General features: G+C 61.1%; 20 protein-coding genes and 1 pseudogene. 9 read left to right on the forward strand and 12 right to left on the reverse strand.

The features are described 5' to 3' along the window. Together DXB98_RS05365 and DXB98_RS05370 are read left to right on the forward strand one after the other, a co-directional pair. Positions 1-1,276, forward strand: a 1,276-nt coding sequence (locus DXB98_RS05365) for an elongator complex protein 3 (protein ID WP_233505098.1), incomplete at its 5' end; no start/stop codon positions are given. Next, on the forward strand, positions 1,277-2,155 hold the full coding sequence (locus DXB98_RS05370; RefSeq protein WP_117743405.1) for a spermidine synthase: 879 nt from the start codon (positions 1,277-1,279) through the stop codon (positions 2,153-2,155). A gap of 26 nt (positions 2,156-2,181) precedes the next feature. On the opposite strand, the gene DXB98_RS05375 is transcribed toward DXB98_RS05370, so the two are convergent. The 9 genes from DXB98_RS05375 to DXB98_RS05415 form a co-directional block, all read right to left on the reverse strand. Beyond that, positions 2,182-4,626, reverse strand: a complete 2,445-nt coding sequence (locus DXB98_RS05375; RefSeq protein WP_117743406.1) for a DEAD/DEAH box helicase — start codon at positions 4,624-4,626, stop codon at positions 2,182-2,184. A 116-nt stretch (positions 4,627-4,742) separates the two neighbouring features. Beyond that, positions 4,743-6,047 (reverse strand): ATP-binding protein, encoded by a 1,305-nt coding sequence (locus tag DXB98_RS05380; RefSeq protein ID WP_117743407.1) that lies wholly within the window; start codon positions 6,045-6,047, stop codon positions 4,743-4,745. Beyond that, positions 6,040-7,800 carry a TerB N-terminal domain-containing protein gene (locus DXB98_RS05385; RefSeq protein ID WP_233505099.1) on the reverse strand — a complete coding sequence of 587 codons (1,761 nt, stop codon included), beginning with the start codon at positions 7,798-7,800 and terminating at the stop codon, positions 6,040-6,042. Before DXB98_RS05385 ends, DXB98_RS05380 begins: the two co-directional genes overlap by 8 nt. Positions 7,801-7,887: 87 nt before the next feature. Next, positions 7,888-8,604: a DUF554 domain-containing protein gene (locus DXB98_RS05390; protein ID WP_199407129.1), complete on the reverse strand. Its 717-nt coding sequence runs from the start codon at positions 8,602-8,604 to the stop codon at positions 7,888-7,890. Positions 8,605-8,722: 118 nt separating this feature from the next. Beyond that, complete coding sequence (locus DXB98_RS05395; protein ID WP_117743408.1) at positions 8,723-10,153, reverse strand: hypothetical protein; 1,431 nt, start codon at positions 10,151-10,153, stop codon at positions 8,723-8,725. A gap of 18 nt (positions 10,154-10,171) precedes the next feature. After that, on the reverse strand, positions 10,172-10,453 hold the full coding sequence (locus tag DXB98_RS05400; RefSeq protein WP_117734520.1) for a hypothetical protein: 282 nt from the start codon (positions 10,451-10,453) through the stop codon (positions 10,172-10,174). Then, on the reverse strand, positions 10,437-11,036 hold the full coding sequence (locus DXB98_RS05405) for a hypothetical protein (protein WP_117734519.1): 600 nt from the start codon (positions 11,034-11,036) through the stop codon (positions 10,437-10,439). The genes DXB98_RS05400 and DXB98_RS05405 overlap by 17 nt, the downstream gene beginning before the upstream one ends. A gap of 89 nt (positions 11,037-11,125) precedes the next feature. Further along, positions 11,126-11,635, reverse strand: coding sequence for a hypothetical protein (locus DXB98_RS05410; RefSeq protein ID WP_117734518.1), 510 nt, complete (start codon positions 11,633-11,635; stop codon positions 11,126-11,128). Then, entirely contained in the window at positions 11,632-11,928 is a 297-nt protein-coding gene (locus DXB98_RS05415; protein WP_089573322.1) for a hypothetical protein, read from the reverse strand. The genes DXB98_RS05410 and DXB98_RS05415 overlap by 4 nt, the downstream gene beginning before the upstream one ends. Positions 11,929-12,273: 345 nt before the next feature. Here DXB98_RS05415 and DXB98_RS05420 point away from each other — a divergent pair, with 345 nt between their 5' ends. Genes DXB98_RS05420 through DXB98_RS05430 form a run of 3 tightly spaced genes read left to right on the forward strand, consistent with a single transcriptional unit; the run spans position 12,274 to position 15,899 of the window. Beyond that, positions 12,274-13,875 carry an FAD-binding oxidoreductase gene (locus DXB98_RS05420; RefSeq protein WP_233505100.1) on the forward strand — a complete coding sequence of 534 codons (1,602 nt, stop codon included), beginning with the start codon at positions 12,274-12,276 and terminating at the stop codon, positions 13,873-13,875. Positions 13,876-13,877: 2 nt separating this feature from the next. Beyond that, the gene (locus DXB98_RS05425; protein ID WP_117743428.1) at positions 13,878-14,693 is read left to right on the forward strand and encodes an electron transfer flavoprotein subunit beta/FixA family protein; all 816 of its coding nucleotides are present in this window, start codon (positions 13,878-13,880) and stop codon (positions 14,691-14,693) included. After that, positions 14,694-15,899, forward strand: coding sequence for an electron transfer flavoprotein subunit alpha (locus DXB98_RS05430; RefSeq protein ID WP_117743409.1), 1,206 nt, complete (start codon positions 14,694-14,696; stop codon positions 15,897-15,899). Here DXB98_RS05430 and DXB98_RS05435 read toward each other — a convergent pair. After that, positions 15,896-16,708: an HD domain-containing protein gene (locus DXB98_RS05435; RefSeq protein WP_117743410.1), complete on the reverse strand. Its 813-nt coding sequence runs from the start codon at positions 16,706-16,708 to the stop codon at positions 15,896-15,898. The genes DXB98_RS05430 and DXB98_RS05435 overlap by 4 nt on opposite strands. A 173-nt stretch (positions 16,709-16,881) precedes the next feature. Between DXB98_RS05435 and DXB98_RS05440 the strand changes: the two genes are divergently transcribed. From DXB98_RS05440 to DXB98_RS05460, 4 genes and pseudogenes are all read left to right on the forward strand, one after another. Further along, positions 16,882-17,538 carry an AzlC family ABC transporter permease gene (locus tag DXB98_RS05440; protein WP_255413325.1) on the forward strand — a complete coding sequence of 219 codons (657 nt, stop codon included), beginning with the start codon at positions 16,882-16,884 and terminating at the stop codon, positions 17,536-17,538. After that, positions 17,528-17,851 carry an AzlD domain-containing protein gene (locus tag DXB98_RS05445; protein ID WP_117734514.1) on the forward strand — a complete coding sequence of 108 codons (324 nt, stop codon included), beginning with the start codon at positions 17,528-17,530 and terminating at the stop codon, positions 17,849-17,851. The genes DXB98_RS05440 and DXB98_RS05445 overlap by 11 nt, the downstream gene beginning before the upstream one ends. Before the next feature lie 142 nt (positions 17,852-17,993). After that, complete coding sequence (locus tag DXB98_RS05450; protein ID WP_117743411.1) at positions 17,994-19,016, forward strand: 2-keto-3-deoxygluconate permease; 1,023 nt, start codon at positions 17,994-17,996, stop codon at positions 19,014-19,016. A 908-nt stretch (positions 19,017-19,924) separates the two neighbouring features. Beyond that, positions 19,925-20,324, forward strand: a pseudogene (locus tag DXB98_RS05460) (GGDEF domain-containing protein). Positions 20,325-20,381: 57 nt separating this feature from the next. Here the strand turns inward: DXB98_RS05460 and DXB98_RS05465 are convergent. After that, on the reverse strand, positions 20,382-21,317 hold the full coding sequence (locus DXB98_RS05465) for a DMT family transporter (RefSeq protein WP_117743414.1): 936 nt from the start codon (positions 21,315-21,317) through the stop codon (positions 20,382-20,384). A 100-nt stretch (positions 21,318-21,417) separates the two neighbouring features. Continuing rightward, positions 21,418-25,164, reverse strand: a complete 3,747-nt coding sequence (locus tag DXB98_RS05470) for a phosphoribosylformylglycinamidine synthase (protein WP_117743415.1) — start codon at positions 25,162-25,164, stop codon at positions 21,418-21,420. Positions 25,165-25,345: the final 181 nt, after the last annotated feature.

Consider the following 25,345-nt stretch of genomic DNA (forward strand, 5'->3'; position numbering starts at 1 on the left):
GCTCGATGACGCTCCCGCCGATGCGCTGCCGCCGGTGGTAACAGAGCGCCGCGAGCGCTATCGGGTTGCCGGCATTGCGACAGACGAGGCTGAGCTTGCTGCTGGCGTTGCCGACGAGCAGGAGCGTGTGGATGCTGCCGTGGGCGGCTACAACCGCGCGGTGCGTCGTCTGTACGGCCCTGGTACGCCGTGGGGCGAGGTTGCCAAGTGGCAGACGGCAACGATGGAGGAACTTGAGCGTCAGCAGCGCATCAACGAGACGGCGAAGCATCGCGTGGTGGGGCTCGTTATCGAGACGCGCCCCGATGCCGTAACGCCGCAGGCGCTTACGCTCATCCGCCGCCTGGGCTGCACCAAGATCCAGATGGGTATTCAGAGTCTCGACCAACATTTGCTCGATATCAACGAGCGTCGTATTTCGGTGGCGCAGATCGAGCGGGCGTTTTCGCTTGCGCGCCTGTTTGGCTTTAAGATCCACGCGCATTTTATGCTTAACTTGCTGGGCGCCACGCCCGAGGGGGACAAGCGCGACTACGAACGCTTTATGACCGAAGGGGCCTTTATGCCCGACGAGGTCAAGGTTTACCCGTGTGCGCTCATCGAGGGCTCGCGTCTGGTGGGCTGCTACGAGCGCGGCGAGTGGCGTCCCTATACCGAGGAAGAGCTGCTCGGTGTGCTGGCCGACGACATCATGGTGACGCCGGCGTTCTGCCGCATCAGTCGCATGATCCGCGACTTTAGTTCCGACGACATCATGGTGGGCAACAAGAAACCCAACCTGCGTCAGCTCGTCGAAAACCGCTTGGCCGCTCGGGGTGACGGTGCGACGGTGCGCGAGATTCGCTATCGCGAGATCAGCACGGCGGGTGCCGACTTGGATGAGCTATCTCTTGATGAGGAGGTGGCGTACGAGACGCCGGTGACGCACGAGTGCTTTTTGCAGTGGGTGACGCCGCAGGGCAAGATCGCGGGCTTTTTGCGGTTGTCGCTGCCCGACCATTCGTTTGTTGCCGCGCATGCGGACGAGTTGCTGACGATGCCGGACGAGGCGATGATTCGCGAGGTACACGTGTATGGCATGGCGGCGCGCGTGGGGTATCAAGGCCAGGCGGCCCAGCACCATGGGTTGGGGCGTCTGCTCGTAGAGCGTGCGTGCGAGATTGCCCGGGATGCGGGTTATACGCGCATCAACGTGATCAGCGCGATTGGTACGCGCGAGTACTATCGCCATTTGGGTTTTTACGATCATGGACTCTATCTGCAAAAGGAGCTCTAGATGAACAAGCCGAGTGTTTCTGCTGGCGTCGTTGCCGGCGTTGCCCTGGGAGCCGCGGCGCTTGGTGCGGCCGCCGTCGCTGTTCGTGCTGCCTGTCTGCAGGTTGCGCGAACCCGCAATGGGTTGGCGCGTGTGAAACGCGTGCACGATGGGGACGGCGATGAGATTCGCGTGTTGGTGCAAGGCGGCGTCTACCAAAGCGCAAGCTACGTTGGTGAGCGTTGGGCGGAGCCCGTCTTTGCGTACTATCGTGCGTTTGACGACGTGTTTGAGTCCGAGGATGCGATGCACGATGCTTATGGTCACGGCATCAACCGCATGCTTGTGCTGGGTGGCGGCGGGTTTGCCTATCCTAAGTTCGCGCTGATGTCGCACGAGGGCTTGCGCATGGACGTCATCGAGTATGACGGAGAGATTACGCGCCTGGCGCGCCGCTGGTTCTACCTGGACGAGCTGGAGCGTGCGGCGGGCGATCGCCTGCGGGTGATAACCGCTGAGGCTCGCTCGTATTTGGGTGTGACGAGCGTGGGCCATCGTCGCTACGACGTGGTCGTGAGCGATTGCTTTGGCGGTGCCGAGCCCGTACGCGAGCTGGCGACGGTTGAGGCATTGCGTTTGGTGCGGGGCAGCCTAAATGTCGGTGGCGTCTACGTTGCCAATATCGTGAGTGCAAACGAGGGGAGCGATGTGACGTTCCTGCGCGACTGTGCCGCCACGGCGCTTGAGGTGTTCGACCATGCTTGGGTGGTCCCATGTGGCGATGCAGAGTTCGGCGGCGAGGAGAACTACCTGCTCATCGCCAGCGACGGCAACTACGCCTTTGCCGAAGCCGTGCCCTTCGACACCGACTTCCTCGGCACCGTTCTTCACGACAAATAGGTCTCCCCGTCCCAAAAAGACTGGTCTTAGGCGTGGTCGCGCCAGCCGAGAACGCGCTGCTTCATGTCTTCGATGTCGAGCACGCCTTCGGCAAAGCCTTTGCGCACGAGCTCTTCTGGAACGAATTCGTCGTACCGATCAAAGTAAGGCACCTCGCCGGGATAGACGAGGTCGATGGGGTCGAAGTCTTTCTCGGCTTCGGCGGCGAGCACTTCAAAGAACGTCTCCTCGTCGGCCTTCATCTTAAACTGCATAAAGTACGGGCGTGACGGGTCGAGTCCGCGAAGGCCCAACTCAGCGGCGCATTTAATCTTGAGCATGCGCTCGAGCGCCAAAAAGGCGTAGCTGCCCAACCAGGGGAAGAGCACCCAGGTGTCGCCACCCAGGTTGATGAGCGGCTTAGTTCCCGCGCCCGAAATCTCGGCCGTATGGCGAGCCTGCGCCAGACGGGCCCGCGCGTTACCCATCAGGTACGGATACGCCGCGTGCTCGTTGAGCGCCTTGCGCATACGCTCGAGTACGTGTGTATTGATGTCGCCGGGGCAGTCGCCAAAGTAGGCCGGCACCCGGCCCTTGACCTGCGTGGCAAAGACGGTGTGACGCTTCCAGTCCACTTCCTCGACAATCCAGCAATGGCCGGCGATGGCAATGCGCTCACCGGGCGGGGGCGGGTTGACAATCGTGCCCAGCTCGGCCGATTCGCTGCGAACGGTGAACTCCTCGTTTTCCTGAAACACGGCGTAGAACTTAAAGTTGTTAATGATGCGCTCGCCTGCGAGACCCACGATGAGCCCGCCGCTCTCGGTGATCTGAATATGGTCGATGGTAATGAGGTGACGGAGCAAGACGCGATAGTCATCGGCCGAGATGCGGTGAAAATAGCTGAGCGTGAGCACACGCTGGGCAAGTTCTGCCGGCGTGAGCTCACCGGTGCTGGCAAGTGTCGACATGGTCTGGTGATAGAGCAGACTATAGGGGAGTCGATCGAGCTCGGGTGGCTCGACCCACTTTTCCTCACGATAGAGTTGTACGAGCGCGATGCCCTGCAGGAGCTTCCACGGAATGGTCTCGGGCATCATCGTGCGCGGCTCGGGCTCTTCCTCGCGCATGACAAACCACATCTCGGGTGGAAGATCGCGGCGTCCTGTGCGGCCCATGCGCTGCAAAAAGGAGCTGACGGTAAACGGTGCATCGATCTGGAACGCGCGCTCCAGACGACCGATATCGATGCCGAGCTCCAGTGTGGAAGTGGTGACGGTTGTCTGTGCCTGCTCCTCGTCACGCATCAGCTCCTCGGCGGTCTCGCGCAGCGATGCCGAAAGATTGCCGTGGTGGATGAGAAAGCGGTCGGGCTCGTGTCGGCTCTCGCAGTAGCTGCGCAGCATGGAGCATACGGCCTCTGCCTCCTCGCGCGAGTTGGCAAAGACCAGGCACTTGCGGCCGCGCGTATGTTCAAAGATGTAGCCCATGCCGGGGTCGGCGTTTTCGGGCGCGGTGTCGGTGGGGTTGAGAAGCGCCTGCTCGGTCGCCCGCGGGATATCGACTTCGCCCTCGGGGGCCGAGGAAGTGCGACGATCCCTAGAGGTAACCTTGCCCCGTGCCTGTTCGCGACGCTGACGGCGCTCCTCCTGCGTGAGCTGTCCGCTGTGACGTCTGTCTTGGGTGCCGGCGGGCAGTGCCGTGGACGCTGCCGCCTCGATGCGCTCGCACGCAAGCACCTCGGCCTCTTGGGGACCAGCACTCTCGAATCCTCGCTGCTGCGCCTGGGGGCCCGAGTTGTAGAAGTGCTCCATGGAGATGCGCCACACGCGACGCGGTTCCTCAAAACGGGGGATAACGCAGCTGCGTCCCGTTCCCTGCGAGAGAAAGGCGCCCGTGCGCTCGGGGTCGCCGATGGTAGCCGAAAGGCCAATGCGTCGGGGCTGCACACCTGCCATGCGCGAGAGGCGCTCGATAAGGCAGAGCGTCTGCCCGCCGCGGTCGCCACGCATAAGCGAGTGAACCTCGTCGATGACCACATAGCGCAGGTCGCAAAACATGCGCGGGATCGCCATGTGCTTATGGATCAGGAGCGCCTCGAGCGATTCGGGCGTAATCTGCAAGATGCCGCTCGGCTTTTTAATGAGCTTTGCCTTGTGCGACTGCGAGACGTCGCCATGCCAGTGCCAGACGGGGATATCGGCCTCTTCGCAGAGGTCGTTGAGGCGGACGAACTGATCATTGATGAGTGCTTTGAGGGGACCAATGTAGAGGGCGCCTATGCTTGTGGGCGGGTTTTTCCAAAACTCGGTCAGGATGGGAAAGAAGGCTGCTTCGGTTTTGCCAGAAGCGGTGGATGCCGTTAGGAGGACATTGTCTTGCGTGTTAAAGATGGCGTCTGCCGCCGCAACCTGGATAGAGCGCAGGCTCTCCCAATCGTGGGAGTAGATGAAGTCCTGGATAAACGGGGCGTAGCGGTCAAAGGCGTTCACGGGGCCTCCTTTCAACAACGGGTTATCAAACGCAACGGGCAATGGGTCGTCGAATTGCAATATCGGCATTTGCCCAGATAAAGCCTGCCAAAATAAACCTGTCCCTTTTTGGCAGGTTAGATGGTGAATTCGGCGAAATTGCGGTCGCCGCCTGCGGTGCCGGTGTTGTCTGTTGCGGCTGTCGGCGCCAGCGCGTCGCCACCGACGCTTTGCAGCAACTCGGCTACGCTAGCATAGGGGTTCTGACACAGGATATCGAGCAACTCGATAAAGTCACGAATGACTTCACGCGGCGTCAGGTGCGTATCGGCTCCCACGCGACCGAACTCAATCTTGAGGAAGTCCACCAGGTCGTTCTCGGTAAGCGTGGGCGTCCAGCCAAAGTAGCCGGCATGGATCTGCATGAGTTTTTCGATGAGCACCAGCAGCTCCTCATAGGTGAGTGGCTGCAGGCGGATGATGGGCGCGAGCATGTCCTTAAGGTCCTCGCGTGCAAAGCGGCCCTGGGCGAGTCGGCTGCGTAGGGCCTCGTAGGAAAACACACCGCGGCGGCGGTCCTCGATGGAGGTCGGCGTGCCACCCATGATCATGCCCAGGTACTGCGCCTTGCCCTGAAGTGTGTCGTTGTACATGGTCAGGATTTTCTCGTAGTTGTACTGGCGCGTGATGGCGTTGGGAATCTTATACAGATTCACGAGCTCGTCAATGAGCACCAGCATGCCTTTGTAGCCGCTGCAAACCAAAAAACGCGCGATGAGTTTGACGTAGTCGTACCAGTCGTCATCGCTGATGATGGTTGAGGAGCCCAGCTCGGCGCGAGCCTCGCTCTTGGTGCGGTATTCGCCGCGGATCCATTTGGTCACGCGGCTCATGGCCTCTTCGTCGCCCTCGGATACGGCCGCGCGATAGCGGCGAAGCATGCGGGTGAAGTCGAAGCCGTGGACCATCTCCTCGAGCGGGGCTAGTTGGGCATTGACGACCGACTCGTCGACGTCGGCACACGAGGCGACCCAACGATCCAGGATAAGGTTGAGCGCACCGCCCTCGGGGCGCGTTTTAGTCGATATATTGCGGATGAGCTCGCGGTAGGTGGCAAGGCCCTGTCCCTGACCGCCCTGGAGACGGCGCTCAGGGGATAGATCGGCATCGGCGACGACGAACCCCTCGCCCATGGCGTGCGTGCGGATGGTTTGGAGTAAAAAGCTCTTGCCGGCGCCGTAGCGACCGACCAGAAAGCGGAAGCTCGCGCCACCGTCGGCGATGAGGCTCAGATCGGTGAGCAGGGCGCGGATCTCGACCTCGCGTCCTACGGTGATGTAGGGAAGGCCGATGCGCGGGACCACGCCGCCCTTGAGCGAGTTGAGAATGACGGCGGCGACGCGCTTGGGCACGCGGGGTGCTGCGGATGCGGTATCACTCATGGTCTAGGTATCCTCTCACGTCTGCTTCGTAGTCCTCAATAATCTGCGGTCCTGCCGCGCTAAATTCAATTACGGTGTCGCCCACCAGATCAAAGAGCGCCTCGTTGATGGTATCGACGAGCATGTCCTCGCTCTGCTCCGATTGCGCTACCGCCGATTCCGCCTGTACTGCATTGTGCTCGAGCAGCGCGCGGAGATAGGCGTCTGCAGCAGGCGCGAGTTCGTTCGTGGCGTCAACGGGCGCAGCAGCTGTAAACGCGGGCGTCGGCACAAGAAGCGGCGCCACAACACCAAACTGTTCGGTGGAAATGGTTGGCTCGTCGGCCTCGTCCTGCCGAATGGGTGCCGCGACCGCCTCGACCGTCGCGTCTGCCACGGGCTCGGCTTTCGACCGTTCGGAGCCTGCCGTATCGACCTCTGCGATCATTCCGTCCTCGCGCTCCTCGTCGATCAAAAGCGCCTCGCGCGTTTGCGCGGCGGCGCTCCGAATGTGCCCCAGCTGACTCAGATCGATATCGATCTTGACGGGCTGGTGTGCGGCGTCCCACGAAAGCCATGCCACAATCTCGTCATCGATAATCTTGGCCAGATATTTGGGGACCTTTTCTTCCTTAAGGGGATGGGCGGGGTCCAGCGCCAGGCGCAGGCGTTGGTCGCAGGCGCGCATCATTTCACCGAGCTTGCTGCTCTTTTGCCTACTACCGTGGATGCGCATGCATTCCCAAAAGCCGTTTTGGCAACGGTAGATATGGATAGGATCTAGGCGATATTCGCAGTCCTCGTGGCGCTCGGGCGCAAAGAATACGGCCGAGGCAAACATGGTGTAGGGCATGGCCGTCTCCTCCCCAAATAAACTCGCCACGATGCCGGTCTTTCGGTGCGTGTCATAGTAGCGCGCCATGCGGACATACACGGCGCACGCCACGTGGCGCAGATCGCGGTGGTGGCTGCGGTCGAGCCGCGAGTTACTTAGGTTATACGTGGAGAGGGCATTGATAGCGGCCATGAGTCGCTCCTCGCGCACCTCATCGGGCGGAAGGGGGAGCGTGGGCTCGGAGGTTTTGCGACGCTTAGGGGGCTGGCCGGACGGTGCCGGTGCTGGTACAAGGTCTCGTGCCGCGCGCCGCAGCTCGATAAGGGCGTTATCGAACATGACGGTTTTAGAGTCACGAAGCAGCTTGGGGTCGAGCCTGTGGAACACGGCGTAGTCCTGCAGCCACACGCGCGCAAACCGGTCGATGCCGGGCTCGAAGGCGCGATAAACATCCCAAAAAGCCTTGATCTTGTTAAAACCATCGAGCGGGTCATCTACGCCAATGCCGCAAATCAACTCATAGAGATACAGAAAGGCAAACGAGGTCGATGTCTCCTCGATATTCCCGCGGCGCACTTGGGCACGCCAGGTAAAGTAGCCGCGCAACTGCCGGTCGCTCATGGCGTTGTAGGTGGGAAAGTACGACTTAAAGGTGCCGTTGTAGGGACAGTCGTCCTCAAAGTCGGCCATCAGCAGGCCTTGGCGGTAGAAAAGCTCGGCTTCCGAAAGCCAACGGCCCGCCCCGCCCTTTGGGTCTTCTTGCCAACGCGATATCTCACGCATCTTGCGGTATTGGTCGGGGAGGAAGTTCTGCATCTGTCGGCCGGTCTTGAGAATCGGCTCGTCTGCGTAGATTTCGTTTGAGAAGCGGGCGGACTGATGGGTCCGGGCCTCGGCCATAATGCGCTCGATGAGCATCTTGATGTCCTGGTCGGCCACCGCTCCTCCTCTCGAACACAGCTACGGTGACCTCATATCATAGCACAGCATCAAACAGATGTTCGAGATACCGCTGCGTAGATAGATTTAGAACAGGAGGGCGTAGATGACGGCGATGATGACGGAGGGAAGCATATTGGCAGTGCGGAAGGTCTGAGGACGGATGAGGTTGACGCCGACGCAGAAGATGAGCATGGAGCCTACGAGCGAAAGGCTGTCGAGGGCTGCCGTGGTCATGATGGGGGAGAGTGCACCGGCAAACAGCGTGATCGTCCCCTGGAACACGGCGACGGGCAGGGCGGAAAAGATGCAGCCGCGGCCAAGTGAGGCCGTCATGGTGCAGACGATGATGCAGTCCAGTGCGCCTTTGAGGGCAAGCGTTGACCAGTCGCCGAGTAGGCCGTCCTGGATCGATCCCACAATGGCCATGGCGCCGATACACACGGTGAGTGAAGTCGAGACAAAAGCGTTGGTGAACTCGTTATCGCCCTCGCTGCCGGTTTTGCGCTTGAGCCATTCGCCAAGGTTCTCAATGGCGGCCTCCAAGTTGACGGCCTCGCCGATGAGCGAGCCGAGGGCGAACGAGACAATGAGCATGGTGGTACCAGTGGTCGCCAGCGCCTTCCCATCGATAAGGAGCATCTTTTGCATGGTGCCGCCAAGGCCGATAAACAGGACGCACAGCCCCGACGCTTTCATGAGCGTGTCTTGGATACGCGGTGTGATAAAGCGACCGCCCGCTAATCCCAAAAGACCGCCCGCAACTAAAAGGACAACGTTGATGATTGTTCCCAAGCCCGGCATGAGCCCTCCTGTATTGATGCCAACGTGGCAATCGTAGCAGAATGGAATGCGAGGCACATCGCGACTCATCTAATACGTTATATAAGTGGTATTAGGAATGATGCGCAGTATTTAAGCCTCAGGTGGTTGTCGGGACATAGGGATAGTAGTCAAAGCGCAGTGTCATAAGCCGCTGTGGGGATTCAATAGCCGCGGCGATGATATTGGCATCGCGGGCACGATCAAACCCTTCGAGTTCGATCTGATACGAGACGTCTTGCATAATGTCCAGACGTCGCCAGGCTAGGAGTGTGTCGCCATCGAATTCCAAGGTCTTGCCTCCGTCTGGGGCAACGGCGTATAGGCGCAGTTTAGCGGTGGTTGCAGGGTCGACAACCGTGACCTTTTTAATTTCGTTTCGAGTATTCTTGGCGCCCAACAAGGTGAGCAGTGTTGGGGCCACGACCTCGCCCGATGGCAAAAAGACGACTTCGATGGATTCAGGAAATGCGATGATGGCCGACTTGCGGACGGGCTGATTGGCGGCGGCAACTTCGATGTTCGCAGCGTCGATGACCTCCGTGTGGTCGAGCGCGGCAAGCACGCAGCAGTTACCTTCATCGATCTCTTGAGGATCAGTAAGCCCCAGACTGTCCGCGAGCTCGGGATCGTTTTGATCGGTAGCGGGCTCATTCGGTGCTTCGAAAGAAGCTGGGACGCTGTTTGTCGGCGACGGCGTGTCGCCCGCACCCGCTTCCTTGTCCGCGCTCTCTTCTTGTATGGTTGCGTTGATGGGTTCGTCGTTTGAGGAGAGCGTCTTGGCGTCAAGCGCGGAGGGGAGAATTCCGATGGCTCCGGATCCGTTCCACTCCATTTCGAGAAGCGCCGGGTCGGCAAGAATGCGTTGCCTGCTTTGCGCGTGGGCATCGATTTCAATAGGGCCTGCTTCTATCCCTCGTGTAAGGCTGAGTGATCCGGCTGGCTTCTCGAAATGAGCATCTGTGTCTTTGGTGCTGACGGCGTAGAACAGCAGGGACGCTTCTCCCGCCGCGATGGCATCGGTGCCGGCTTTGGTCAGCCGCAACGATGCCGTGAATGAGAGGGTGGGCTGCGTGTCGTCTGCATTCGCGGCGGCGCAGCCCAGACATATACCGCCTCCTTTCTCGAAAAACGCACCGTCGAAGGCGACCTTCGCTCCGTTCGCCGAGTCATCGACCGAAGCGATGTCGATGCGCAGCTCTAAATTGCATGGATCGCCATCTGCATCGAGCACAACCGAGCGCCACGTGCAGACGGCGCACCCCGCCTGGGAGCCGTTTGCCTTGTTCGAACGATTGATATCCACGACTATCGAGCCGTCCGTATTACGGCGAAGGCATCCCGAGGTTGAGATTGCAGCCTGTGCGAACGAAAAACGCTTGCACGCAATGGCGCTCGACGGATTTGGTGCGGAGCTTAGGGCTGCCGGTAAGAAGTCCGCCATGACGGGAGTCGCCCAGGCGGCGACAGGCGTTCCGGTTGCGAGCGCGCCGCAGAGTGCGACGACGGGCAAAAGGTTCTTCGATGCCATGGGGTCTCCTTAGCTAATTTAGTGCGGCCTGTCCGTGTTTTGTTTCTGGCTGCGTTTGATGTGCAGACCGAGGCCGGCGGTCCCCGCGCCTGCTGCTGTGGCGCCTGCTGCCAAGAGCCATCGTCTGTCGCCTGTCTGCGCCAACGGTTCCTCGCGGTCGCCACGGTCGAGCTCCGAGAGGTCGACCGTCACTTGCGTGGCGGCCTGTGCCTGTTCTTGCTGGGCAAAGGCCATGGCTGGCTCAAATGCTAGGATGCTGACGGCGGCGGCCAGGGCGACGGCCTTATGCCGTGTGCGCACCGGGCTCGACCGTCCAGGTGATCGTTGCAACCTGATCGCCTTCGCCGGTTACGCGGAAGATGTCGCGCGTGACGCGGGCGACGTTTCCGCTTGTCTTGAGCTTAATTTTGTCCGTGCCACCGGCAATGCCCTGGTAACCCATGTCGAAGGCTGCATTCTTGGAAAGATCGAGGCCCGTCTCCTGCATTGCGGTGCTAGCGTTCTGGAGTGCGCCGTCGGGGCCGACCTTAAAGTCGATGGAGTTCTGCGCGGTTCCGGCCTTGGCGTCGGCGGCAATGGTCCAGGTGTTCATGGCGTCGATCTTCATGTTGGTGACATGGATGCCGTAGGCCGAATGATTGTCGATGGTGGTCGCGTCTTCTGAGGGGCCCTGAAGCGTGCCGTCGGGCTTGGCGACGAAGGGAATAACCGTCGGAACTTTGAACTCAACGTTGTCGATCTCGGTCCTGACCATTACCTTCGTGGTTCCAACGCGCCCGGCTGCCATAGCTGGCGTCGGGGCGGCGCCCATTGCGAGCGCGAGCGCGAGCCCTGCGCCCACGACGAGCGCTCTGGCTCCGTTCATGTTCCTGGTGATGTCCATGGTCGTTCCTTTCTATTCGCCGCGGGCCGTCCCCGCGATGATTGGACAAATGCCGGTGAATTGCGTGCGGTGCCGCGTCGGCCGGAAAGCTAGTTCTCGGCTTGCTCAACCCGTACCTTGACACGTGTCGGATTGCCGTGGCTGTCGAGGGTCTTTGCATCGAGTGCCTGGATCTCGATGTATGCTTCGCCTTCTTTGATGTTGCCGGCGGGGCATGTCTCGATTGTCTTGCCGGTCTCGACCACACCGGATTCGTACATGGTCTCGTCGTTTTGGATGACGCGGAATCGCTGGGGAAATTTATTGTCTTGGACGTTTTGCACGTTGATGCGCAGCTTGCCGTTCTCCTGCAGCTGAGCGACCGGCGCGACCGAGATCGTCATCATGTTGTCGCGGACGATGGCATCGAGCTCATCTTGGATTTCTTGGCGCGATTTACCCTCTGCCGTCGTGACTGAGGCACCCGCTTCGGGCACGGGTTGCGACTGCCAAGCGTATAGCCCTACGGCGATGAGGGCGCAGACGATAGCCAGGCAGACAACGACGAGTTTCTTGCGACGTCCCAGTCCTGCGAGGCGGGGCGGCTTCTTCGCACTCATGCGGCATCCTTGGTGGTGTAGACACGTGCGAATGTGGACGGGTCCGCTCCAAAGAGCATGTGAAGCATCAGGCGGCGCGAGTAGATGAGCTCGTCGAAGTCGTGAGGGAGCTCGATGTCGTGGATACGCGCGATGTGGTGGGCGAGCGCCGAGAACGACTCGGGGTCGCAGATAACATCGGTGGTGACATGGTAGACCGCCGTATCGGGGAACGCCTCTTCGTCGAAAGGCAGGAGATAGGGATCGTCGTCGACCTCGATGGCGACGCCGTACTGGGGCCAGTAATATGCCATGGGAACCTCCCTGCTCTTGGGCCAAAACTTCTATCGGTTTTGGCTGTCGACGCCGACCCTATCAGTCGCAACTTGACCAATTTCTGACCAAATGCTTGACGGATTGGTGTCTCCGCAGGTAAAAGGCAGCAAAAATTACTTCAACTTTTTTCGAGCGACAATCGAGCGATCGGCGACGGCGTGGCCATATGTGTTAAAAGCATCGTCTGTCGAGGAAGACTTGCCGTTCGCCGAATTGCACGAACGTAAAAAACGCCAATTATGGAGACGGTCTCGAACACGTCGACGAAACGATGCGGTAACATCTCCCTGCAAACACTGTAGTTAGCTAAAGGGGGAGTTCGCGTGTCTGCAACCATCAAACCCTTCACCGACGAGTTCGAAGAGTATGGCCGCGATGAGTCTCGCACATCGGGCGAGGCCTCAAGCATCTCGTTTCCGACAACGGAGAACGAGGTCCGCGCCATTTTGAAAAAGCTCCATGCCGAGCGTGTCCCGGTGACGGTTCAGGGCGCCCGGACCGGTCTTGCCGCCGGCGCTGTGCCTCATGGCGGTCACATTCTCAATACTTCCCGCATGAATCGCTACTTGGGCCTTCGCCGCGATGAACAAGGCCGCTTTCTGCTGCGCGTGGAGCCGGGCGTTGTGCTTTCGGAACTGCGCAAGCAGCTGGGCAAGAAGGTACTGCCGGCCGCTGGCTGGGACCAGGCATCGCTTAAGGCCTACGATGAGTTTCAAGAGGCCCGCGAGCAGTTCTTTCCCACCGATCCCACCGAGGCATCTGCCTGTCTGGGCGGCATGGCGGCATGCAACGCCTCCGGCGCCCGCAGCTACGCTTACGGCCCCATGCGCCCGCATATCACGGGACTCCACGTCGCGCTGGCTGATGGCGATTTGCTTGAGCTTCAGCGCGGCGAGGCTTTTGCCCAGGGCCGCCACCTGTCGCTCGTGACGGCAGAGGGCCACACACTCGAGCTCGATCTTCCTGGCTACACCATGCCCAAGACCAAAAATGCCTCGGGTTATTTTGTTGCGGACGATATGGACGCCATCGACCTCTTTATCGGCGCTTGCGGCACGCTCGGCGTTATCACCGAGCTCGAGATTGCCCTGCAAGCGGCACCTGCGGTCGTTTGGGGTGTGAGCTGCTTTTTCGATAGCGAAGACAAGGCCGTGTCCTTTACCGATTCCGTGCGCCCTGTCCTGTCCCATGCGGTTGCCATCGAGTACTTCGATGCTAGCGCCCTGGATATCCTGCGTCGCCAGCGCGAGCAGTCGACGGCGTTTGCCTCGCTGCCGGTGCTCGACAAAGAGGCCAAGGTCTGTGTCTACGTGGAGCTCGACTGCGATGACGAGGCCCAGGCGACCGAGGAGCTGTACCACCTGGGGTGGGTGCTGGAGCTTGCGGGCGGCCGCGACGATGCGACATGGGTCGCGCGCACCGAGGTTGATCGCGAGTGCCAGCGGTTCTTCCGCCATGCGGTCCCCGAGAGCGTCAACATGCTTATCGACGAGCGCCGCCGCATGGATCCTACCATCACCAAGCTGGGCTCGGACATGTCGGTGCCCAATGCACACTTGGCCGATGTCATCGCCCTTTATCGTCGCACGTTGGCCGAAAGTGGGCTTGAATCTGCCGCCTGGGGTCACATCGGTAACAACCATCTGCATGTGAACATCCTGCCGCGCGATGCGCAAGACTACCGTCGCGGTGGAGAACTCTTTGCCCAGTGGGCTTCCGAGGTCACGGCCATGGGCGGTGCTGTTTCTGCCGAGCACGGCGTCGGCAAGATCAAGGCGGGCTTCTTGGAGACGATGTACGGCCACGAGGCCATGGTCGAGTCGGCGCGTCTCAAACTCCAGCTCGATCCTGCCGGCCAGCTGGGTCGCGGCAACCTGTTTGCGGAGAAGTTCTTGGATGGACTCGTCCAGAAGGGGGGCGCGTGAAGATGAGTGATTTCCATATGGTGGTGTGCGTCAAGGCGGTGCCCGGAAGCACCGAGGTCAAGATGGACCCCAAAACCAATACTATCGTGCGTGATGGCAAGCAGGCGGTCATTAACCCGTTCGATGCAAGCGCTCTGGAATGCGCGCTGGCGCTGAAGGACGACTTTATCGGCTTTGGCATGGACGTGCGTGTGACGGTGGTGTCGATGGGCATCCCCGCGACCGAATCGCTGCTGCGCGACTGCATCGCCCGCGGTGCCGACGACGCGCTGCTGCTGACCGACCAAGCCTTTGCGGGTGCCGATACCCTAGCCACCACCTATGCCCTCAAATGCGGTATCGAGGCACTCGATGAGGACTTTGACCTGCTCATCTGCGGCAAGATGGCAGTGGACGGCGATACGGCCCAGATCGGCCCCGAGCTGGCCGGCGCCTTTGAGATCCCCTGCGTGACCGACGTGAGCTGTGTGCAGAGCGCGGGATTTACGACGTGTGGCTCGCTGGCGCTCGTCCACGGCTGCGATGCCGGCGAGGAGACGGTGTACCTGGAGATGCCGTGTGCGATGACGACCGCCAAGGAGATTGGCCAGCTGCGCATGCCGAGTATTGCCGGCATTCGCGCGGCCGAGGATGCAGACGTGCGCGTGGCTAGCGCTGCCGACGTAAACGCCGATCCCTCGCGTTGCGGCCTTGCCGGATCACCGACGCAGGTCGTGCGTTCGTTTGTGCCCGACCGTGACCAAACGTGCGAGGCCGTTGAGGGAACGGCGTCCGAGCAGGCGGTAAAACTTGCCAAGATTATCGAGGAGATGGCATAGATGAGCGGACTGATAATCGATAGCGAGGCCTGCGTTGGCTGTGGCCGCTGCGTTCGCGCCTGCGCCTCGGGTGGCATTGTGGTGGAGGGCGAGCGCCCCAACCGTTGCGCCCGCGTAACCGACGGCTGCATCCTGTGCGGCGGGTGCGTCGACGCCTGCCCTGTCAGCGCTATCTCGATTGAGCGCGACGAGGCCGCTGGCGCGGTGGACCTTGATGCATATCGAGACATTTGGGTCTTCGTGCAGACTGACGAGCACGACGCCGTGGCTCCTGTGGCCTACGAGCTCATGGGTAAGGGCCGCGAGCTTGCCGATGCTCGCGGCTGCCGTCTGGTCGCACTGGTCGGTATGGGCCCCGAGGGTTCTCTCGGTGACCTGGAGCATCTGGTTTACGCCGGTGCAGACGAGGTCCTGGTCTGTCGCGACGAGCGTCTGCGCCAGAACGACGCGGAGGTTTACGCCCGCCTGATCTGCGATTTGGTGGCAGAGCGCAAGCCCGAGGCCATTCTGTACGGTGCGACCGCCTTTGGCCGCGAACTGGCACCCGGCGTTGCCGTGCGTTTGCAGACGGGCCTTACGGCCGACTGCACCGTGCTTTCGATGGATGCGGAGACGGGCTTGCTGCAGCAGACGCGCCCGGCGTTTGGCGGCAACTTGATGGCCACCATCATTTGCCCCAACCACCGTCCGCAGATGGCAACGGTGCGCCCCGGCATCTTTAAGGCTCCCGACTTCGACTACGGCCGTTCCGGCACGATTGCCCAGGTGATGCTTGCGGAGGACGTTAAGGCCCGTGTCGAGATCTCGATTCCCGTCGAGGAGTGGGGACAGCAGGCCTCAATTGCCGATGCCGAGCGTCTGGTCGTGGTGGGCCGCGGCATTGGCTCCAAGAAAAACCTACCGCTGATGCGAAAGCTTGCCGAGGCTCTGGGTGCCGAGCTTGGCTGCACGCGCCCCGTGGTGGAGGCCGGCTGGCTGGAGTATCGCCATCAAATTGGCCAGACGGGTGTATCGGTCTCGCCCAAGCTCCTCGTGAGCATCGGTGTCTCGGGTGCTATCCAGCATCTCGCCGGCATCGGTGGGGCGGAGTGCATTATCGCCATCAATGAGGACCCGGATGCCCCCATCTTTGGCGCCGCCCAGTACAAGGTTGTTGGAAACGCCGTCGAGGTCGTTGAGGAGTTGCTGGCTCAGCTCGAGTGCTAAGCGCTTGCCAGCCAGCGGCGCAGCTCGTCCTTAAGGCGGCTCCAGGTTGCCTGCGTGGTGGGGTCGATAAAGGGTCGCGTAATGCCAAAGGGCGCGTCGAGCAGGCGATAGATATCGCCTTGCTCGCGCGCCAGCGCACGGCTTGTCGGATAGACGAGCTCAAACATAAAGCAGATGAGTCCCACCAGGTAGTCTGCGGGCTCGTTGCGTTCATCGCGTGCGACGCAGCGGTGCTCGTCAAAGGCGGCAAGCGTCGGTGCCGAGAAGCGACTGGCTACAAACGCGTCCTCATCCACTTTGAGGATAGTGTCGACGGTGCTGTCGGCGATGGTGCGCATAATGTCGATCTTGTCGCCATCGCGCACGATATCGCAGAAGCTCCGCGTGCGCTCGTCGAGCTGCGCGGGTAGACGGAAATCACTGTGATAGGCAATGCTCGCTCGGATGAGCTCATCTTCTGCCGGGTCATCGATAAAGTCGCGGATGCTCGTTACGGCGGGTGCATCGGCGGGATTCTCGCCAAAGAGGACCTCGATGCCCAGCGCTGCATGGCTCATGCTCTCGGTGTCCTTAAAGGTGTCCCAGCGCCGCAGCTGTTCAAAACGACCCATATCGTGCAGCAGTCCGCACAGCCACGCCAGGTCAATGTCCTGCGGTGACCAACCCTGTTTACGTGCCACGGCATCGCATGCCTCGGCAACATGGTACGTATGCTCGATTTTGAGTGCGATACGTGGATTGGCGGCATCGTAGGCATCGGTATAGGTCTTAAAGGCCGCAGCTGCCCGCACACGATCGATAGCTGTCATAATGACTTCCTAAAAAGTTGTGTCTTTCTGTATCTTTCGATCCGGTGGCAATTGTAGGTGATGTCGGTTGCTGCCGGGCGATGATTCTGCCGTGTCGTTGAATGCGGCTCGGACAGCTTGTCGGGACGAGGAACGTTATGGTGCTCAAGATCTTAAAAACCGTCTGGCCGGTGATGCTTACCTATGTTGCGATAGGTGCGCCGTGCGGAATGATTATGGCGCAGGCGGGGATGGAACCATGGATGGTTTTTGCCCTGAGCAGCACGTTTGTGACGGGCTGCGGACAGTTTATGGTCTGCAACCTGTGGCTGGCGGGCGTGCCTGCGGCATCGATCGTCGCTAGCGTCGCCGCAATCTCCTCGCGCTTTGCACTTTACTCGGCATCGATCGCACCGCATCTGGCGGGCGCCTCGAAGCGTCAGACGCTGGCCGTTGCCGCGACGCTCACCGAGGAGGCATATGGCATCTCGCTTGCCAAGTTGATTGAGGGGCAGGATTGGGGTCCGCGCGAGTCCTTTGCGCTCAACGTGATCCTCATCGCAACATGGGGCGTTTCGTGCACAACGGGCGCCGTTGTCGGTGCCGTTGTCGATGTCCCCACCGCTCTTGCAGGTTTTGTCTGCACATCGCTCTTTATCTGCCTGCTCTTTTCGCAGCGACTGTCGCGTGGCAATGCCGTAGCTGCCGTTTTGGCTGCGGCATCCGTCGCCGTATGCAAGTTCTTGGGGTGGACGAATGTCGCCGTGCCGGTAAGCGTACTCGTCGGCGTTGCCGCGGCGCTCGTGTGCGATGCCCTCGCCGAAGGAAGGGGTGCTCGCGATGCCCGTTAACGAGTTTTTGGTCCTGTGGCTTTCGTCGTGGGCGGCCATCGCGTTTTTCCGCATTGCCCCGGCGTTTGCTTTGCGTGGGAGAACGCTTTCACCCCGCGTTACCGAGGCCTTGGGCTATATTCCGCCCGCTGCCTTTGCGGCGCTAGTCGCTAACGACCTGATAAGCCCCGGCGCTTTCGATGCCGGCTTGTGGCAGGGCTTGATTCCCTGGATCGCATCTGCCGGCGTCGTGGCGGTGGCAATCAAGACAAAGTCGATGCTGTGGTGCTGCGTCTCGGGCATCGTGCTCTATATCGTTTTGAGCCTCGTATAAGAGCAGGGCGCGTTTACCGTCTCGACTTTGCGAATCGAATTTCTCACCGAGCCGGTCTGCTTCTTCTGGTACCATGGTCAAACTTTACTGTAGCAAAGTATGACGTGGGCTTTTGTATCCCGTCAACGGAAATGGGGGTTTCATGGCACAGGAAGCGACCGCCAACGAGCAAAAGAAATTCAAAGTACCGCGAATCCCGGGCGACATCATGATCTACCCGATGATCGTCGGTCTTTTGCTCAATACCTTCTGCCCGCAGGTCTTCGAGATCGGTGGCTTCTTTACCGCCGCCTGTCGCGGCGGTTCCAATACCATCGTCGCCGCGATCCTGCTCTTCGTGGGTGCCGGCATCAGCTTTAAGTCCACGCCGGGCGCTATCAAGACCGGCGTCGTCGTACTGATCCCTAAGCTTGTGGTGGCAGCCGCGCTGGGCCTGGGCGTTGCGTATTTCTTTAACGACAACTTTTTGGGCCTGAGCTCGGTCTCCATTATCGGCGGCATCACCTTCTGCAACATGGCGCTCTATACGGGCATCATGGGCGAGTTTGGCGATGAGTCCGAGCAGGGCGCCGTGGGCATCCTGTTCTTTACGGCCGGCCCCGCCGTCACCATGATCATCCTGGGCGTTTCTGGTCTTGCTAACATCCCGCTGGGCACCATCGTCGGCTCCATCCTGCCGCTTGTCATCGGTATGGTTTTGGGCAACCTCTTCCCGTTCATAAAGAACCTGCTGGTTCCCGGCACCAATCCCGCGATTGCCGTCATCGGATTTCAACTCGGCGCGTCCATGAGCCTGTCGAGCTTTGTCACCGGCGGCATTTCCGGCATCTTGCTGGGCCTTGTCACGCTGTTTGTCGTCGGCCCCATCACCTTTGCGTTCGAGCGCCTGTGCGGTGGTAACGGCAAGGCCGCCGTGGCTTGCTCCACCATCGCCGGCACGGCTATGACCACGCCGGTTGCTCTTGCCGAGGTGGCGCCGCGCTATGCAGAGCTTGCGCCCGCCGCGTACGCCCAGATCGCCACCGCCGTTATCATCACGGCGATCATGGCTCCGATTCTTACTGGCTGGGTCGACAAGAAGTTCTGCCAGGGCAAGGAGGACCTGTCGCCCGCCGGTGTCGAGGCCATCGAGGAGGCTGTCGCGACCGACATCTATGGCGAGTAGCAATCATCATTCATCAATGATGCCGGCGCGCAATTCGCGCCGCTCGAGCGTCCGAACGGAAGCTGTCTTGCAGTAATGTTCGGACGCTCTGCTATGACTCCCTTTACCCCTACGGAATAGGGGGTGTTTATTTCCCAGGCACGATTCGGGAGATTCTGGCCACTTGGATATTGAAGGGATGGCGTCTAGTGGTTAAGGCACTCAAGATTGAGATATTCCTGCTCTGCATGATTGTTCTTATCGGGCTTGCCGCGCGAAGCCGTCGCTCTTTATTCTCGAGTACCCAGCAGCTATTGTTTAGCATGCTCGGCTATACCTCTGCCGCGTAAATATTATTCGATATGATCTGGACGCTCTCGGATGGTGTGGACGGCACGCTGGGCATTGCCACCAACTGGATTTCCAACGTGGTTTCGTTTTCACTCTTTGCCATCGCGTTTTTCATTTGGTTTATCTATTCCGAGACAGTGCAGGGCTCTCGCCTTTTGACCGCGCGCTATAAGGTGGCGCTCGTAACGTTGCCTACGGTGCTGGTGGTCGTGCTGGCGTTTACGAGCTGCTGGACGCACGCCCTGTTCTATATCGATGCGCAGGGCGTGTATCATCGCTGCTTTGCCTATATGATCCAGCCCATCGTCAGCTACTGCTACGTTATTCATACGTCCCTGCACGCGTTTGTGCAATCGCGCAGGGTCGAGAGTCTACAAAAGAAGGCCATCTATCGAACCTTGGCATTTTTCGCCATTCCGGCCCTGGTGGGCGGCACCTTTCAGGTCGTGTTTTCGGTGCCCGGGCTTTGTGTCGGCATAATGATTAGCATGCTGCTGCTCTACATCGTCTGCCAGGAGCAGCTGATCTCGACCGACCCATTGACTGGCCTCAACAATCGAAACCGTTTTGAGACCTATATGCTGTCGCTCTTCTCGAATGCGGATCATACGGGCGATGTGTATCTGCTCATGATGGACGCTGATGGCTTTAAGCAGATTAATGATCGCTACGGACATGTGGAGGGTGACCGCGCTCAAAGATGTCTGCTCGTCGTCTGGTGACTTTATTGCACGCTATGGCGGCGATGAATTCGTCGTGCTCCAAAAGGCGACGGCGGAACAGGACATCATACGTCTGTGCGAGGCAATCAACGACGAGCTCGCGCGTGCCGAGGTGCTGTATCTGTTGCGGATGTCCATCGGCTACGCACGGGTCGGTGATGGTGTCGATACCTGGCAAGACTTGCTTCGCGCTGCCGATGCGGAGCTCTACCGCGTAAAGCACGAGAAGAAAAAGGCCGGCGTCCAGATACGCTAGAAAAAGCGACCACGCGAATGTCCGCTGCAGGTGCGGCATACGCAAGGGCTTGGCTTGTTAGGCATTTTTAGGTTTGTTGACAATGATGATGCCGCCGCAGACCAGGAGCAGGGCCACAATGACGGTAACGGGGCTTGTGCCAGCGCCCTCGCCGAGCAGCAGCGCGCTCAACGCTACGCCAAAGACCGGGTTCATAAAGCCAAAGACCGAAACGCGGCTGACGGGGTTGACGGCGAGCAGGCGAGACCACAGCGAGTATGCGACGGCGGAAATGAGTGCCATATATATGATGAGCGCGATGGCGGGGACGATTTTGGTGGGGGATAGCGCGCCGCCCATCAAAAGCCCGATGGCGGTAAGGACCAGACCGCCGACTAAAAACTGCCAGCCGGCGAGTAAAACGCCGTCATGCTCGCGCGAGAAAATGCCAATGAGGCAGGTCGACAGGGCGCCCGCAACGGTGGAAGCCAGGATAAAGCCCTCGCCGTCGAGCGCAAAGCCAAAGGTGCCATCCGCGCCCGAAAGGTTGACGAGCGCTACACCGGCAAAGCCCAACACGCAGCCAAGCACCTTGGCTGTATCGAGCTTCTCGGTGTGAAACGCCAGAGCGGCAAAGAGGATTGCGAGGAAGTTGGCGCTGGCCTCAATGATGGAGCTCGACATGGCGCTGGCGCGCGAGAGTCCCAGGTAGAAAAAGAAGTACTGACCGATCGTCTGGAAAATCGACAAGACAAAGATGGGCTTGATGTCGCGAGCCTGCGGGATGAGTGGGCGGCGCTTCGCCGCGCTCATCCCAACGATGACCAGGGCGCCGGCAAGCGTGAAGCGCAAGCCTGCAAAGAGCAGCTGCGAGGCACTATCGTGTGCGGGGATGCCAAAGAGCTCGTAACCGATCTTGATGCAGGGGAAAGCCGATCCCCAGAGCGCACAGCAGATAAGGCAGCCCAGAATGAGTCCGGGCAGGGTGGCGAGATGCGGCTTGCGGCTTTCCATGATGTCCTTCCTGTATGCGCGAAGCAAAAAAGAACCCGCCACCGGAGGTGCCGGCGGCGGGCGTCGTTACCCGAGGGGATTGTACCCGATGGGAACGTCTTTAGGCGAAGTAGGCTACGCCGCTCTCAAAGATCGGCATGAACTTATCGCCGGGTACATGCTCGGGAACGTTGCGGTACAGGTTGTCGCCGCGACGCTCGGCATGGCCCATCTTGCCCAGGACGCGGCCGTCGGGGCTCGTGATGCCCTCGATGGCGAGTGCGGAGCCGTTGGGGTTGACGGAAAGATCCATGCTGGGCTTGCCGTCCTCGTCCACGTATTGCGTGGCGACCTGGCCGTTGGCGATCAGCTGGGCGAGCACCTCGTCATTGGCGACAAAGCGGCCCTCGCCGTGGCTGATGGCGACGGTGTAGGGGTCGTCCAGGCTGCATTGCGACAACCACGGGGACAGGTTGGACGAGATGCGGGTGCGCACCAGACGGCTCTGGTGGCGGCCGATGGTGTTGAACGTCAGCGTGGGCGCGTCGGGCGTGGCGTCGACGATATCGCCGTAGGGCACCAGGCCGAGCTTGACCAGGGCCTGGAAGCCGTTGCAGATGCCCAGCATCAAGCCGTCGCGGGCCTTGAGCAAGTCGCGGACAGCCTCGGTGACCTCGGGAGCGCGGAAGAACGCCGTGATGAACTTGGCGGAGCCGTCGGGCTCGTCACCGCCCGAGAAGCCGCCGGGGATCATGACGATCTGGCTTTGGCGGATGCGACGGGCAAGCTCGTGGGTGCTTTCGGCAACGGCCTCGGGCGTGAGGTTGTTGATCACGAAGGTGTCGGCCTCGGCACCGGCGGCGCGGAAGGCACGGGCGCTGTCGTACTCGCAGTTGTTGCCGGGGAAGACGGGGATAATCACGCGCGGGCGGGCGATCTTGGCGCCGCCGTACACATGGATGTCCTTGGCGCGATAGTCAATGGTCTCGGCCTCGGGCTGCTCGCTGGTGCTGCGGTAGGCAAAGACGCCCTCGATGCCGCTCTCCCAGGCTTCCTGGAGCTCGGAGAGCTCGATGACCTCGGAGCCGGTGTCGATGACATAGCCCTCGACGGTGGTGCCCAGGGGCTCGACGACAACGCCGTCGGCGACTTCGGGCAGCTCGGCATCCTCTGCGAGCTCGACGATAAAGCTGCCGTAGAGCGGGGTGAAGAGGCTCTCCACGTCCACGTCCTCGGCAAGCTCGATGCCGATCTGGTTGCCGACGCACATCTTAAAGAGGCTCTCGGCGCCGCAGCCGTAGCCGGGCGTGGAGATGGCCAGGGCGTCGCCGGTGGCGGTGAGCGCCTCGACGGCGTCAAACGCGGCGAGCAGCTGCTGGGCATCGGGGCGGTAGTCTTCGCCATAGGTGGCGGGGGCGATGCGGACGACGCGGTGCGTAAGGCCCTTGAACTCGGGCGATGTGGCGCGGGCGGCGCGACCCACGGCCACGGCGAAGCTGATGAGGGTCGGCGGAACGTTGAGCTCGCCGGCCTCGTCCTCAAACGAGCCGCTCATGGAGTCCTTGCCGCCGATGGCGCCGGCACCCAGATCGACCTGGGCCATAAGAGCACCCAGAACGGCTGCCATGGGCTTGCCCCAGCGCTCGGCCTCGGTGCGCAGGCGCTCGAAGTACTCCTGGAAGGAGAGGTAGGCGCGCTTGTGCTCAAAACCGGCGGCGACGAGCTTGGCGATGGACTCGACTACGGACAGGTAGGCACCTGCAAACTGGTCGGCCTCCATCAGGTAGGGGTTGAAGCCCCATGCCATGGCGCTCGCCGTGGTGGTCTCGCCGTCCACGGGGAACTTGGCGACCATGGCAGAGCTCGGGGTGAGCTGCGTCTTGCCGCCAAAGGGCATGAGCACGGTGGCGGCGCCGATGGTGGAGTCGAAGCGCTCGGAAAGGCCCTTGTTGGAGGCGACGTTAAGATCGGTGACGAGCGAGGTCATACGCTCGGCAAGCGTGGTGCCGGCCCAGCTGGGCTGCCACACGCTGCGGGCGCAGACGTGGGCGGCCTGGTGCTTGGGCGCACCGTTGGAGTTGAGGAACTCGCGGGACAGGTCGACGATGGCGACGCCGTTCCAGGCCATGCGCATGCGCGGCTCGGCGGTAACCTCGGCGATAACGGTCGCTTCCAGGTTCTCCTCGGCGGCGTAGCCCATGAACTCCTCGACGTCACCGTCGGCGACGGCGCAAGCCATGCGCTCCTGGGACTCGGAAATGGCGAGCTCGGTGCCGTCCAGGCCGTCGTACTTCTTGGTCACGGTATCGAGGTCGACATACAGGCCGTCGGCAAGCTCGCCCACGGCGACCGAGACGCCGCCGGCGCCAAAGTCGTTGCAGCGCTTGATCAAGCGACAGGCGTCGCCGCGTCGGAACAGGCGCTGCAGCTTGCGCTCGACCGGGGCGTTGCCCTTCTGGACCTCGGCACCCGAAGTCTCGATGGACTCGGTGTTCTGGGTCTTGGAGGAGCCGGTGGCGCCGCCGATGCCGTCACGGCCGGTGCGGCCGCCCAGCAGGATGATCTTGTCGGTGGGGGCGGGGCACTCGCGACGCACGTGGTTTGCCGGGGTAGCGCCCACGACGGCACCGACCTCCATGCGCTTGGCCACGTAGCCGGGGTGATAGAGTTCGTTGACCTGACCGGTGGCAAGGCCGATCTGGTTGCCGTAGCTGGAGTAGCCGGCGGCGGCGGTGGTCACGAGCTTGCGCTGCGGGAGCTTGCCCTCGAGCGTCTCGGAAACCGGGACGGTGGGGTCGCCGGCGCCGGTGACGCGCATGGCCTGGTACACATAGCTGCGGCCCGAGAGCGGGTCACGGATGGCGCCGCCCACGCAGGTGGCGGCACCGCCGAAGGGCTCGATCTCGGTCGGGTGGTTGTGGGTCTCGTTCTTAAAGAGGAACAGCCAGTCCTGGTCCTCACCATCAACATCGACCTTTACCTTGACGGTGCAGGCGTTGATCTCCTCGGACTCGTCGACATCGGTCATGACGCCGGTCTTCTTGAGATACTTGGCGCCGATGGTGCCCATATCCATGAGGCAGACGGGCTTGGCGTCGCGACCGAGCTCGTGGCGCATTTCCATGTAGCGGTCGAAGGCCTGCTGCACCACGGCGTCGTCGATCGTCACGTCATCCAGGACGGTACCGAAGGTGGTGTGGCGGCAGTGGTCGGACCAATAGGTGTCGATCACGCGGATCTCGGTGATGGTGGGGTCGCGATCTTCATCGCGGAAGTACTGCTGGCAGAAGGCGATGTCCGCCTCGTCCATGGCAAGACCGCGCTCGGAGATAAAGGCGGCAAGACCGGCTTCGTCGAGCTCGCGGAAGCCGTCAAGCACCTCGACGGGCGCAGGCTCGGGGGTCTCCATGTGCAGCGTCTCGGGTAGGTCGAGTGAGGCAATGCGGGCCTCGACGGGGTTCACCACGTAGTGCTTAATGGCATCGATGGCGGCCTCGTCCAGGGCGCCCGAGATCATATAGACCTTGGCGGAGCGCACGGCGGGGCGCTCGCCCTGGCTGATGAGCTGCACGCACTCGCTGGCGGAGTCGGCGCGCTGGTCAAACTGGCCAGGCAGGAATTCGACGGCAAAGACGGCGCCATCGCTTGCGGGGAGCTCGTTGTAGGTCACATCGACCTGGGGCTCGCTAAAGACGGTCGGCACGCAGGAGCGGAACAGCTCCTCATCGATGCCCTCGACGTCGTAGCGGTTGATGATCCTCAGAGCCTCGATGCCCTTGATGCCGAGAATCTCGCTCAGCTCGCCCTTGAGCTGCTGAGCCTCGACGTCGAACCCGAGTTTCTTCTCCACGTAGATACGAGAGACCATTGGTTCCTGCCTTCCTGATCGGTTGGGCGTACGGTGCGGTATGCGGCAGCGGTCGGTTTGCGGGGCAAGCCTCGCGATCGCCTTGAGCCACATACTTTTAAACCTCACTATGATACGACAGCTCGTGGCGCGTTGAGGACGGCGAGGGTGCTACAGTGGAGCGCAAACAAGAGAAAGGCAT

Origin of the sequence: Collinsella sp. OM07-12 (genome assembly GCF_003438275.1) — a bacterium.
Taxonomy (GTDB): domain Bacteria; phylum Actinomycetota; class Coriobacteriia; order Coriobacteriales; family Coriobacteriaceae; genus Collinsella.